This is a genomic window from Ruegeria lacuscaerulensis, assembly GCF_013033355.1.
GTDB lineage: Bacteria > Pseudomonadota > Alphaproteobacteria > Rhodobacterales > Rhodobacteraceae > Ruegeria > Ruegeria lacuscaerulensis_A.
On record NZ_WQDY01000003.1, the window covers coordinates 509,757 to 522,306 of the forward strand.

Consider the following 12,550-nt stretch of genomic DNA (forward strand, 5'->3'; position numbering starts at 1 on the left):
TCCTGAACTTGGGCGCTAATCCAGTGTTCGTGGCCCAAGTGGCGGAATGGTAGACGCAGGGGATTCAAAATCCCCCGCCTTCACGGGCGTGAGAGTTCGAGTCTCTCCTTGGGCACCACAAGATTGCTATCAATATAATAGTATCAGTGACTTGTATTTTTCACTCCTGTTCAGACCCCCAAATAGTCCCCCATGAGATCTATGGTGGATGAGTCGCTTGATCCTTTTGGAATCTCCTACAACGGATGTCCCGGATGTAGTCAGTCCAGCGTGAAGTTGACTATAAGGCGGTCGGCACCCACCTCATCACCATCCTGTTTCCGCGGCAAAGCTTTGGCATGCCCAAATGGAATGAGAAACATCGCAATCTTGATAGCCTTGTCATGATTGCCCTTATCAACCGCGCCTTTCAGCTGCCCAAACAGGTATTGCATCGGTTCAACGTAGTTTCGACGCGATGCTAAATCTTCGTACCGTTTCATACGGTTACGCTTGAGTTTGTCCCGCTTTGACATGCGAGGATTATAGCTAGCTAACGCATATTAGGAAAGAAGCGACATTCGTTCTGCCGGCAAAGTAGACCTTCGCGCTAAATGCAGCGAAGGTCTGCACTGAGCCCAAAGCGGACTGAAATGTGCTCGCCAAAATGAATTGCGGCGATAGACATTCTCTTGAGCGGTCTAACCCATCACTAAATGCATTCACCGCCATCGATAACCAGGGCTTGCCCCGTCATAAAAGCGGATTCATCTGAAGCCAAATAGACGATCCCATGGCCAATCTCGTCAACTGTCGCCCATCGACTCATGGGGATCGCCTGCTCGACGTAGCTTTCCAGTTTGGCACGGCCTCCCATCTGCTTTTCGAAGCCTGCATTGAAAGGGGTGTCTACAAATCCTGGACATAGGGCATTGAAACGGATTGCATGGACAGCGTAGTCGGCTGCCATCTGCCGGACCATCGCAACAGCAGCGTGCTTTGTAGTCGCATAGGCGATCATACCCCGGTCATATTGAACCCCAGAATTGGAGGCCGTGACGATCACGCTGCCTCCACCTTGTGATTTCATATGGGCGACGGCTGCACGCGCGGCAATGAAGTGAGCGCGGACATTCAATGCCCAAGAAGCATCCATTCCATCTGGTTCCACTTCTTCCAGCGTTCCTTCGATCTGCAACCCAGCGTGAGAGTGCAACACGTCAAGCCGACCGAAGTTTTTAACTGCTTCGTCTATGGTTCTGGTAAGGGCATCGTCATCGGTCACATCAAGCTGTATGGCAGATGCTTGATTTCCCTGCGCTACGATCGCGGCCACAGTGGCTTCAGCAAGTGTTGCATCGCGATCGGTTACCACAACATGCGCACCCTCTTGTGCCATTGCCATTGAACCCGCCCGACCAATTCCTGATCCCGCGCCCGTCACGAGCGCGACCTTACCTGCAAGCCGCATGTCACTTGGCTCCTTTATTTAATTATTCGATTTTGAGGCGCCTCGGCGCAAAAGCAGCTGCGCTGCTACGAGCAACAAGAGCGACGCGCCCATAACCATAGTGCCGATGGCATTGATCTCGGGTGTTACGCCGCGCCGGATGGATGAGAATATGTAGATTGGCAGGGTTGTTTCTGAGCCAGCTACGAAGAACGCGATGATGAAATCATCAAATGAGAAAGTGAAGCTGAGCAGGAAGCCTGCCAAAATTGCCGGTGCTATCAACGGCAGGGTCACCTGTCGAAAGGTGCCCCAGGGCGTCGCAAAGAGGTCAGCCGAAGCTTCCATGAGCGCGCGGTCCATACCCGATAGCCTTGCACGTACGATGATTATGACCAGCGCCATTGTGAACATGGTGTGGGCGGCGACAAGCGTGGGCATCCCCATGGAAAGTTGCGGGGGATTTGCTCCATCGGGCCATAGGCTTGCAAGAAGCGGGTTTAGCCAGCCGAATACGGTGACCAGGGCAATGAGGGTCGCGATGCCGATGACGATACCGGGTATCATTATCGCAATATAAATCATCGCATCAAACAAAGTTCGGAGCCATCCCTTAACCCCTTGTAAAGCGATGGCCGCCATGGTTCCGAGAGTGGATGCGAGGCAAGCAGTTATGAATGCCGCAAGCAGACTGGTCTCGAGCGCGTCCATTACAAATGGGTTGTTCAGCGCTCTACCATACCATTGGGTCGAGAACCCCATGAACTGGCTTGCGTGTCGTCCGGCATTAAAGCTGAAAAGCGCGATGATGCCGATTGGAATATAGAGAAAAAGGTAGACGCAAATCGCGTATAAGCGCATCGGACCCTCACATCAGCGAGACATCTTCGCGCTGGCCACCCAGGCGCGAGATGAATTTCATGTAAATTGAGACAGTGACAAGCATTACGACAACCAGAGTCATTGCGACCGCCGATCCGTACGCCCAGTTCCGAGACTGCAGGAACAGGTCCACCAGCGCATTTCCGACGAAAAAGACCTTTCCGCCGCCCAAGATCGCTGGGATCAGAAACTCGCCCATCAGCAAGATGAAGACCAGCATGCAGCCAGTTGCGATACCAGGTACCGACAAAGGAAGTGTCACCTGACGGAACGTACGCCATGGGGTAGAGCCGAGATCAGCCGATGCTTCCAGAAGGCGTTTATCCAGTTTGTCTAAGCTTACAAAAATCGGGAAAACCATCAGAGGTAGATACCCATAGACAATCCCGACAAGCACAGCGAACGGCGTATTTATCAGGCGGATATCATCGATGCCGATCGACTCCAGTAAAGCGGGCAAGCCACGCCCCCCAAGGATGAAAATCCAAGCGTATGACCGGATCAGGATCGATGTCCAGAACGGCACGATCACTAGGATCAACAGCGAAGTTCTCCACTTTGGTGAACAACGCACTGCAAGAAAGTAGGCGAGCGGGTAGGCAATTACCAACGCAGCGATAGTCCCCAGAGGTGCAAGGATCAAAGTGTTCTTAAACGCCGTCCATCGCGCAGGAAGGTTGGCATATTGTTCCAACGTGAACGCTGGAACGTAGCCTCCGGCGGCACCCCGTTCGCCAAAGGAAAAGACGAAGACGACCAGCAGAGGAAGGGCTAGCATTACCAAAAGCCATATTCCTGCTGGAGCCAGCAACAGTGCTTTTCTGCCTCGTTCGGTCATTTTGTCCTCGTCTTTTCCGATATTGGCGGCCTTGCCGCTTAGGCCGACTTGAAGCGGGCGAGCAACTCGGCACGGTTTGGATCGGTTAGTGTAGCCGCCGCGCCGAACTCGAGTGCATTCAGAAGGTCAGCTGCCGGATAAAGGATCGGATCTTCCAGTAGTTCCTTCGGCAGCAACGCATTGGTGCGAGCATCAGCCGATGGATAGCCGTGAGCGAGGACTTCTTTCGCATTAACTTCCGGGTTCAGCAGGAAGTCGATCAACGCATAAGCGGCATCCATATGGGGTGCGCCCTTAGGAATAGCGTAGTAGTCGGACCAGAGTTCACCGCCCTCAGTTCCCAGAACGTAGGCGATTTCAGGCATGTCGACATTCATCTGCTTGCCGTCACCTGTCCAGCACATCGTCATCCAGGCGTCACCGTTACGCATCGGTGGCTGATAATCCGACGAGATTGCAAACAGATGCGGTTTGGCATCCAGCAACAATTTCTCGGCATCCGCCAGTTCCTTCTCATCGACCGAGTTAAAGGAGTAGCCGAAGTATTTCAGGGCATTACCGATGGTGGTGAGTTGGTAATCATGCACCATTGTCCGGCCTGAGTAACCTTCCATAGTAAGGTCCCAGAACTCTTTCCATGTGGTTGGAGTCGGAGCGCCGTCAAGCTTGCTGGTGTTCACTGCAAAGCCAGTCGTGCCCCAGTTTTTTGGGACCGCGTAAAGCTGGCCATCGACAGAACCGGCGTCGGAAAAGCGCTGTTCGAATGAACCTGCGTCGTAGTTTGGCAGTTTGGACGTATCGAGCGGGATGATCAGATCTTCACCCACATACGTAGTGATCGTGTAGTTGGTTGGAACGAAAACGTCCCAGCCAGACCCTCCAGCCTGTAGTTTTGCCAACATCTCTTCGTTCGAGCCAAAAACATTGACCTGAACATGGGCGCCAGTGGCTTCCGTGAAAGCTTCGAAGTTCATCTCGTCATGGTAGTTCGGCCATGTGGCGAGGATCACTCGGTCGCCAATGTCCCCGGCAGCAAATGCCGGGCGTGGACGCAACCCAGGAATGGCCGTGCCCAGAACGGCCGTTGCCATCCCAAGACCTGTCACGCCTAAGAAATGTCGCCGTGTAACCGAACCCTTTTGGTACCGGCGAAGCTCTTCCATGAACTTTTGCTTGGAAATAGTCCCATTATCCTTGGTCATTGTGAACCTCTCTGTTGTTGGATTGCGGGATTTGTTATTTTTCCAGGATCAGCAGTGCGCCTTCGCCCCATGAAACAAAGGCCTGCTCTCCTGCATTGAACGTCCCCTCGTTCAATTCCGCTTGCCTTGGCACAAGTACGTGGAAGTCACCCAGTGCTTCGTTGCGCGCAAGGTATTCTGTGTGCTCCCCAAGGAAGATCCGATTTTGAATGGTAACTGGCAGAGCGATTTCAGCTGTGGGTAGCGCGCGGGTCAGCGTGATCTGTTCAGGACGGATACTAACGCACACTTCCTGCCCTGCATCTATTGGAATCTCCGGAGTTCCGTGCACCTTTTGGCCACTCGCTAAACGCACAGTGATTTGGTCGGCTGCTGAGTCAGTCACAGTTGCATCAAAGAAATTTGAGGTACCTACAAATCCAGCCACGTAGCGGCTGCGGGGCATGTCATAGAGTTCGCGTGGGCTGCCAACCTGCACAATACTGCCGCCTTCCATCACACAAATTCGGTCAGACATTGAAAGCGCTTCTTCTTGGTCGTGCGTGACGAGGACAAAAGTTATTCCCAGTTGTCGTTGCAAGTTCTGCAGTTCAAACTGCATTTCTTTTCGAAGCTTTCGATCCAGAGCAGCCATTGGTTCATCAAGCAGCAAAAGCTTGGGCTCGTTTACGATCGCACGCGCCAAAGCGACGCGTTGCTGCTGACCACCAGACATCTCCCAGATGCGACGTGGGCCAAACCCACCAAGACGGACAGTTTCCAGCGCTTGCTCAACCTTTGTCGCGATTTTTTGTTTGTCTACGCGTGGTCGTTGTTGGCGCAGGCCGTACGCGATGTTGTCGAACACGCTTAGGTGAGGAAAAAGAGCATAGTGCTGAAACACCATGTTGACTGGGCGATGGTGCGCATCCAAGTCGTTGACGACTTCTCCATCGAGCAACACCTGACCTTCGGTTGGCTTCTCGAAACCTGCCAACATTCTAAGCGCAGTGGTTTTGCCGCAACCAGATGGGCCTAAGAACGACAGGAACTCTCCTTTCCCAATGGAAAGATTCAGGTCTTTGGCGGCGACCACATTCCCGAAGGTCTTGGTCACTCCTCGGAGTTCCGCAATCGTCTGCATGGGAACGCTCATGTCAAAGCTCATATACTGCCGTTTTCCTTTTGCTTGATTTTTTGGCATTTGTTGGCATACCACTCAAACAAGAAAAAAGTAACAATAACTCGGAATAACTGTATATACCACAATTGGGGTATAGAGGTGCATTTCGAAAATCTGGAGCGGCGTGTGTACGATTGGATGGAAGAGGCCGGCAGGGTCGTGGAGAAGATCGGAACCCCAGAATTTCCATGTGCTTTGGCAGATGGCTTACGGCAGGTCGCACCATTTGATTTTACGGTGGTGTTTGGCCATGTCGGAACCGAAGCACCAATAGACCTTCACGACGATTTCCCCAAAAGCAAACGGCGTATTTTTGTTGAGGATTACCAAGCCGGGCCCTACGTACTTGATCCATTTTTTTTGGCCGCGACAAAACCAATAACACCGGGTCTGTACCGCATGCGCGATATCGCACCGGACAGGTTCTATCAGGGCGAATACTATCGCAGCTATTACAAAAGGACTGGGTTAGCAGAGGAGATTGGCTACTTTATCGATATCCCAGGCGCTGGGATGGTTGTGGTCTCGCTCATGCGAGCAGAGAAGCCTTTTTCCGCCAAGGAAATTCGTCATTTGCAAGCTCTATGGCCGCTCGTTCGGGCAGCCTGTTGCAAACATTGGAGTGACTTTCCAACGATGGTCCGCGGCGCCGCAGCGAATGGCGTTAGTCGTCGCGTTGATCTAGCATTCCAGGCATTTGGCGATGGCGTTCTGACGTCACGAGAACGAGAAGTCGTTGAGTTCACATTGAAAGGCCATTCGGCAGAAGCTGTTGGCACAATTCTCGGCATCTCTCCAGGCACAGTCCGCATCCACAGACGCAACATTTACGCGAAACTTAGGATCAACTCGCAGGGTGAGCTTTTTTCAAAGTTCATTGAAAAGGCGCTTTAAAAGGTTCCTTGAACACCCACTTTATCCGTTTTGCCGACCTTGCTACCTTGTGACCCGGAAAACACCAAACATTTGGACGGCACTGTCTGATAGCCAAGGAACCCAAAGGGAGAGGGTTGGGACGCCTGGGACCCATGTTGGGCTAAATTAATACACGAAAACGCTTTCGGGCCATTGTCTATCTAACCGGATCAGCCGTTTTAAAAATGGCGTCAAGATACGAAAGGCAAAATTTCATGGACGCACCAGTTATCCAGTTGATTTTTATGCTCATCTTGCTGGTTGTCGTGATCTGGCTTTATATCCTGCCGATCACGATGGCAGGGCGGCGCAACCGGTCTGGTTTGATCTGGTTCCTGATCGGTCTGGTTGGATCACCCCTTTTGGCTATTCTTTTGCTGCTGGCTCTGGGTGACGCACCCGAACAACCAACAACCTAATTTTGGGACGATACCTCTGACACTCAAAAGGGCTTAACCGGAGGGTATCAGGACGCTCGTGAGCCATAACGTCCTGCTCAGCATGCAATAAGGGTGCCAATTGAGACACTATACTTCCGGAAGTGAAGACAACTAATCCTTCTCACTCTCCACAACCGTGTACTGTAAACCCAAGGTCGGCCGATTTGATTGGAGAACCACTGACCGCTTTGTCCGCAAAACAGTCATTTGGCGAATTTCACTGAATGACCGCTTTGCGGACAAACCGCTGCTCCCATCGTCTAACCCAAAGTCGTCAGCCAGACTAAAGCGGACAATCGCTCAGAGGCGCTGCACCAATGGCCGGCTGAAACTAGCGCATCCTGAGTTCAGTGTAATTCTGTTTCAAGGTAAGATCGGCTTTCCGGCTCTCAAGAATGACATGTTCAGCATTGGGCAGGTCGTTGGCTTTAACGCGTTGCAACGCGGTATTCGTGTCAAAACCATATTTGATCCAGCGATGCTGAAGCCTGTTTTCGAGTTCTTCCATAGTTGGGCTGACAAAAACCGTTGCGGCATAGACGTCCGCCAGCGTTCTCCACGGGTCGCGATCTATAAGAAGGTAATTCCCCTCAACAACAACAGTCGGAGTGTCAGGGTGAACCGTAATCGCGTTGGCAATGGCTAAATCCATTTGGCGGTCAAATATGGGGTGAAAGGACTCAAGTTGCGAGGATTTCAACCCTTTGATTGCATTGCAAAAACCAATTGCGTTGAAGGTTTCTGGTGCGCCTTTTCTCGCCAACAAACCTCGCGCTTCAAGTATACGATTGTCCAAATGGTAGCCATCCATAGGCACCAGCGTGGCTAATGGAAACGCCGAGCTCTGTTGTGCGTTCAGCGATTGCACAACGGTCTCTGCCAAGGTCGACTTTCCGGACGCAGGAGGTCCTGCGATTGCGACAATCGTCCGAACCCCAACCTGCCTCCGAGAGGAGATCAGGTCGCACACGCGCGCTGCATCTTGCTCGATCACGCAGCGTCTTCTTTTGGTGGTTCTTTGGCGCCTGTCATAAACGCTACGGCATCGGACATCGTGTAATCCTTGGGATCAATTGTGCAGAGCCTTTTGCCAAGCCGGTGCACATGGATTCGGTCAGCTACTTCGAAGACATGTGGCATGTTGTGGCTGATCAGGATGATAGGAATGCCACGTGCGCGTACGTCTTGTATGAGTTCAAGCACCTTGCGGCTCTCTTTCACGCCCAAAGCTGCTGTGGGTTCGTCCATGATGATGAACTTGGTCGCAAAGGCGGCTGCGCGCGCAACGGCAACGCCTTGGCGCTGGCCACCAGACAGTGTTTCAACCGCCTGATTAATCGACTGTACGGTCATCAGCCCAAGCTCAGTCAGCTTTTCACGAGCAAAATTCTCCATAGCTGGCCGGTCTAGCTGACGCATGTACTTGCCCATGAAACCTTGTTTGCGTATCTCGCGCCCCATGAACATGTTGTCCGCAATTGAAAGGGCAGGAGACATGGCAAGCTGCTGATAAACGATTTCGATACCCATATTGCGGGCGTCTATTGGAGAGGTAAAGTTTACCTTCTTTCCTTCGATCAGAATCTCACCCTCATCTGGGATTGTGGCACCGCATATCGCCTTAACGATAGACGATTTGCCAGCGCCGTTGTCCCCGATAACTGCAAGGATTTCTCCTTTCAGCAGTTCAAAGTCGGAATGGTCAATAGCGGTAACGTGGCCATAGCGCTTCACGATACCACGCCCTTGGACGACTGGAGTTGCGTCTGACATTAGCCTGATACCTTTCTAATCCACTGGTCAACTGCGACCGCTGCGATGATGAGAAGACCGATGAGTAGAAAGGTCCACTGCGCGTCCGCGCCGAGCAACCTCAGCCCAAGTGTGAATACGCCAACGATCAAAGCACCGAACAGTGACCCTAGAATGGAGCCTCGCCCGCCGAACAGAGAGATGCCTCCGATCACAACAGCAGTGATACTTTCAATGTTGGCCAATTGGCCGGACGTTGGCGAGACTGATCCGATGCGCCCAATCAGAGCCCAGCCCGCGAAGGCACAGATCAGGCCAGACAACATATAGACGGACATAAGCGTTCGATGGACGTTGACACCTGATAGTTCGGCGGCCTCAGGATCATCACCCACGGCATAGACATGCCTTCCCCAAGCTGTGTGTTTTAGCGCGTAGGCCAATACGAAGATAAGGGCGAGCATGAAGATGACGCCAACAGTAAAGGTCGCTCCACCGATGCTGAATTTGGTTCCAAAAAACTGCAGGAAAGGTGCGTTCGCTTCGATATCCTGGCTGCGGATTGTCTCGTTTGCGGAGTACAGGAAGTTGGTTGCGAGAACGATCTGCCACATTCCCAGCGTGACAATGAACGGGGGCAATTTAACGCGGCTTACAAGCCAACCGTTCAGCGCACCGATCATGGTTCCTACTGCAAGCCCGCACACAACAGCAATTGGTACTGGAATGCCGTACCGGAACGTGAATTGCCCCATAATGACTGATGAAAACACCATGATCGCGCCGACGCTTAGGTCGATGCCAGCGGTGAGAATGACCAAGCTTTGCGCTGCGGCAACGATACCTACAATCTGAACCTGCTGGAGGATCAATGTCATTGCAAAGGGTGAAAAGAATTTTGAACCCAGAGCCAGGCCGAAAATCACGATTGCACCGACCAGCACGATAAGCGGGACAAAGGACGGGTTCACGTGGAGAAGGTGCTGTAACTTCCCTAGCACGCCGCGCCGATGATCTTCAAATTCCGCCACCGTTTCCGTTTTATTTGCGGCGGTTTCAAATCCCTGAGCGCCTCGGTTTGCTTCAGACATATCTCCCCCTTTTCGCGACTAGCATTGCGCCCACGAGATCAGTGTACAGGAAGTTTCGGTTTGCTGGTGAAAGGAATGATGGGGCGCGTGTGCGCGCCTCATCAATTAAGTCTGCGTTAGCCCCAGCAGAGTTCCAAACCTTCGGCGACTGAAATTGATTCCACGCCATCAACAGGCTGGTCCGTGATGAGCGCTACACCGGTATCGTAGAAGTCTTTGCCCGGTGTATTTTCAGGCTTAACGCCCTCTTCGGCCCATTTCTTTACAGCCTCAACACCAAGCGAAGCCATCAACAGTGGGTATTGCTGGCTTGTCGCTCCGATTACACCGGCCTGTACATTTTGCACGCCGGGGCAGCCGCCATCGACCGAGACGATCAGCACATCGTTTTCGCGCCCAATTGACTTCAAGGCTTCATACGCACCTGCTGCTGCCGGCTCGTTGATTGTGTGAACCACATTGATCGTCGAGTCTTTTGCCAGAAGGTTTTCCATGGCGCGGCGCCCGCCTTCTTCGTTGCCGTCGGTCACGTCACTGCCAACCAGTCGGGCATCGGTCTCATCGCCGATAACATTTGGATCCGCTAGGTCCACTCCGAAACCGTCAAGGAAGCCCTGATTACGTAGAACATCCACTGTTGGCTGACTAACGTTCAAGTCCAGCGTCGCGATTTTGGCGTCCGCTGCCGCGTCACCCATTTTTGCCTTTGCCCATTGGCCAATTAACAGGCCTGCCTTGTAGTTATCCGTGGCAAATGTTGCGTCGGCAGAGTCAATCGGGCTCAGCGGTGTGTCCAAAGCAATTACCAGCAGGCCGGCGTCCCGCGCCTGCTGAACCGCAGGGACAATCGAGCTGGTGTCAGACGCCGTCAGCAAAATTCCCTTTGCTCCATCAAGGATGCACGTTTCAATGGCCTGAACCTGAGTTTCGTGGTCGCCGTCGATCTTGCCCGCGAAGGCCTTTAGAGTCATGCCAAGCTCTTCAGCTTTGGCTGTGGCGCCTTCTTTCATCTTTACAAAGAATGGATTGGTGTCAGTCTTCGTGATCAGGCAAACCGTCTCCCCGGCCGCTTGAACAGATGCAGCAGCGAGTGTGAGTACAGTCGCTGATGCAGCAAGCTTGAGTAGATTTCTCATGTTGTCCTCCCAGAAAGTTGTTTTTGTCCCGCGTGGCATGACAGCGAGACCCACCTCCATCCTCCAATGCAGGTTGCGTTCAAGCAAACCGCGATTCTAGCCTTCATGTCAATAAATAAATAAAGTTTATTTATTAATTTGCTTCGGCATCTTTTCATAAGAAAACAAGGGGTTTATGTTCAGGCTTATGGAAAGAGAAGCGCTAAAAACACTGACTGGCGGGGTAAGTCAAAGCGGGGTTCGCGATCACAACGAACGTTTGATTTTGACGGTTTTACAAAGGCATGGCCCTGCTGCGGGTGCCGAAGTCGCGCGACTAACGGGCCTGTCCCCTCAGACTGTCTCAATTATTCTTCGTAAGCTGGAAAAGGACGAGATTCTCAAACGCGGAACCCCTTTGCGCGGAAAAGTAGGTAAGCCCTCAGTCCCTATGGAGCTCAACCCGGAAGGCATCCTTTCAGTTGGGATGAAGATCGGGCGGCGCAGCGCCGATCTGCTTTTGATCGACTTTATGGGCAACCCGCGCCACCAACTTTCCACGACATACGATTATCCGTTGCCAGAGGTCATTTTTGGGTTTCTGGAGTCTGGCCTGCAAACACTTCTCTCTCGCGAACCTCAACGTCTTCGCGACCGAGTATGCGGTATCGGGATCGGCACCCCGTTCGAGCTTTGGAAATGGCATGATCTGTCCGGGCTCGCCGCCAAGAAATTCAGGTCATGGAAAAACGTGAATTTCTTCTCCGAGGTCGCCAAGTTCAGCGACTTGCCGGTTTTTGTGGTTAACGACGCAACGGCAGCCTGTCACGCGGAGCACCTTTATGGCCGCGGGGCTGAGTATCGTGATTACTTCTATTTTTTCATCGGCTCGATGATCGGCGGTGGCGTCGCATTGAACGGCACCGTATTCGAGGGCAACCAAGGCAATGCCGGTGCGCTAGGCGCTATGCGGACTACGGGCCCATTGGGTGAAAGCCAGCAACTGATCGACACAGCTTCGCTGTTCCTGCTCGAGGACAGATTGATCGAAGCAGGTGTCGATCCTGAAATTCTCTGGAAGAAGCCTCAGGATTGGAATAGCATCTCTCGCTATGTCGAACCATGGATCGGCACGACGGCTCAGGAATTGGCCAAGGCCGCACTGTCAATTTGCGCGGTCATCGACTTTGAGGCGATTTTCATCGACGGTGCATTCCCACCTGAAGTGCGGGAAGAGTTGGTCTCACGTGTTCGCCGATACCTAATCAACCAAGACAAACGCGGTTTAATTCCTCCAGTTGTAGAAGCCGCAGCGGTCGGGGAAAACGCCCGAGGCATTGGTGCGGCGAGCAGCCCAATTTTCCGCCAGTTTCTATTGAATACTAATGCTGGGCTTTCTGGGATGTAGTCTCAACTCATTGGCGGCAAACTTCCTAGGTAGGACGGAACCGAGACTCCTGCTCAAGGTGGCTGCCTTAGAACGGCCCATTTTCGGGCTGTTGCAGTGCCGTAAGGCAAATAGCAACTGAGGACTGCTTTGCGCTTGCTGCTGAGCATTCCAATTTCACCTAACTGCGCATAGCAAAAATCCATACGAAGCGTAGCTTCGGTAGAGAAGGGCTCAGAGCGTTGATTGAACCTATTTTCGCGAACGTCCTTTTCTCTGCTTAAACCCGCCGTTCGCCCGCCATTTCGCACAACTTATGACAGCGAGAGCGCGAGCC

Annotated in this window: 13 protein-coding genes and 1 tRNA gene; 4 read left to right on the plus strand and 10 right to left on the minus strand. The window is 52.6% G+C overall.

What is annotated here, in order from left to right:
- Nucleotides 1–32 precede the first annotated feature (32 nt).
- Nucleotides 33–118 (plus strand) — tRNA-Leu (locus GOW48_RS08650).
- A gap of 142 nt (nucleotides 119–260) precedes the next feature.
- Here the strand turns inward: GOW48_RS08650 and GOW48_RS08655 are convergent.
- The 6 genes from GOW48_RS08655 to GOW48_RS08680 all read right to left on the minus strand — a co-directional run bounded on the left by GOW48_RS08655 (nucleotide 261) and on the right by GOW48_RS08680 (nucleotide 5,486).
- Entirely contained in the window at nucleotides 261–482 is a 222-nt protein-coding gene (locus GOW48_RS08655) for a hypothetical protein (RefSeq protein WP_214648657.1), read from the minus strand.
- A 209-nt stretch (nucleotides 483–691) separates the two neighbouring features.
- The gene (locus tag GOW48_RS08660) at nucleotides 692–1,450 is read right to left on the minus strand and encodes an SDR family NAD(P)-dependent oxidoreductase (protein WP_170752974.1); all 759 of its coding nucleotides are present in this window, start codon (nucleotides 1,448–1,450) and stop codon (nucleotides 692–694) included.
- A gap of 18 nt (nucleotides 1,451–1,468) precedes the next feature.
- The gene (locus tag GOW48_RS08665) at nucleotides 1,469–2,290 is read right to left on the minus strand and encodes an ABC transporter permease (RefSeq protein WP_170752976.1); all 822 of its coding nucleotides are present in this window, start codon (nucleotides 2,288–2,290) and stop codon (nucleotides 1,469–1,471) included.
- Nucleotides 2,291–2,297: 7 nt separating this feature from the next.
- Nucleotides 2,298–3,149, minus strand: a complete 852-nt coding sequence (locus GOW48_RS08670; RefSeq protein WP_093962199.1) for an ABC transporter permease — start codon at nucleotides 3,147–3,149, stop codon at nucleotides 2,298–2,300.
- Between the two features lie 38 nt (nucleotides 3,150–3,187).
- Entirely contained in the window at nucleotides 3,188–4,351 is a 1,164-nt protein-coding gene (locus tag GOW48_RS08675) for an ABC transporter substrate-binding protein (RefSeq protein ID WP_093962198.1), read from the minus strand.
- Between the two features lie 34 nt (nucleotides 4,352–4,385).
- Entirely contained in the window at nucleotides 4,386–5,486 is a 1,101-nt protein-coding gene (locus GOW48_RS08680; RefSeq protein WP_234899573.1) for an ABC transporter ATP-binding protein, read from the minus strand.
- A gap of 153 nt (nucleotides 5,487–5,639) precedes the next feature.
- Between GOW48_RS08680 and GOW48_RS08685 the strand changes: the two genes are divergently transcribed.
- Together GOW48_RS08685 and GOW48_RS08690 are read left to right on the plus strand one after the other, a co-directional pair.
- Nucleotides 5,640–6,407, plus strand: coding sequence for a helix-turn-helix transcriptional regulator (locus GOW48_RS08685; protein ID WP_331251851.1), 768 nt, complete (start codon nucleotides 5,640–5,642; stop codon nucleotides 6,405–6,407).
- A 236-nt stretch (nucleotides 6,408–6,643) separates the two neighbouring features.
- Nucleotides 6,644–6,847 (plus strand): hypothetical protein, encoded by a 204-nt coding sequence (locus GOW48_RS08690; protein ID WP_058283652.1) that lies wholly within the window; start codon nucleotides 6,644–6,646, stop codon nucleotides 6,845–6,847.
- Between the two features lie 352 nt (nucleotides 6,848–7,199).
- Here GOW48_RS08690 and GOW48_RS08695 read toward each other — a convergent pair whose 3' ends face one another.
- The 4 genes from GOW48_RS08695 to GOW48_RS08710 form a co-directional block, all read right to left on the minus strand.
- A complete protein-coding gene (locus GOW48_RS08695) occupies nucleotides 7,200–7,862 on the minus strand; it encodes a nucleoside/nucleotide kinase family protein (RefSeq protein WP_170555527.1) in 663 nt (220 codons plus the stop codon).
- Nucleotides 7,859–8,641 (minus strand): ATP-binding cassette domain-containing protein, encoded by a 783-nt coding sequence (locus GOW48_RS08700; RefSeq protein WP_170412879.1) that lies wholly within the window; start codon nucleotides 8,639–8,641, stop codon nucleotides 7,859–7,861. Before GOW48_RS08700 ends, GOW48_RS08695 begins: the two co-directional genes overlap by 4 nt.
- Entirely contained in the window at nucleotides 8,641–9,711 is a 1,071-nt protein-coding gene (locus tag GOW48_RS08705) for an ABC transporter permease (protein WP_170412876.1), read from the minus strand. The genes GOW48_RS08700 and GOW48_RS08705 overlap by 1 nt, the downstream gene beginning before the upstream one ends.
- 116 nt (nucleotides 9,712–9,827) lie before the next feature.
- A complete protein-coding gene (locus GOW48_RS08710) occupies nucleotides 9,828–10,847 on the minus strand; it encodes a sugar ABC transporter substrate-binding protein (protein ID WP_170413026.1) in 1,020 nt (339 codons plus the stop codon).
- A 187-nt stretch (nucleotides 10,848–11,034) separates the two neighbouring features.
- Between GOW48_RS08710 and GOW48_RS08715 the strand changes: the two genes are divergently transcribed.
- On the plus strand, nucleotides 11,035–12,234 hold the full coding sequence (locus tag GOW48_RS08715) for an ROK family transcriptional regulator (protein WP_170412873.1): 1,200 nt from the start codon (nucleotides 11,035–11,037) through the stop codon (nucleotides 12,232–12,234).
- Nucleotides 12,235–12,550 lie beyond the last annotated feature (316 nt).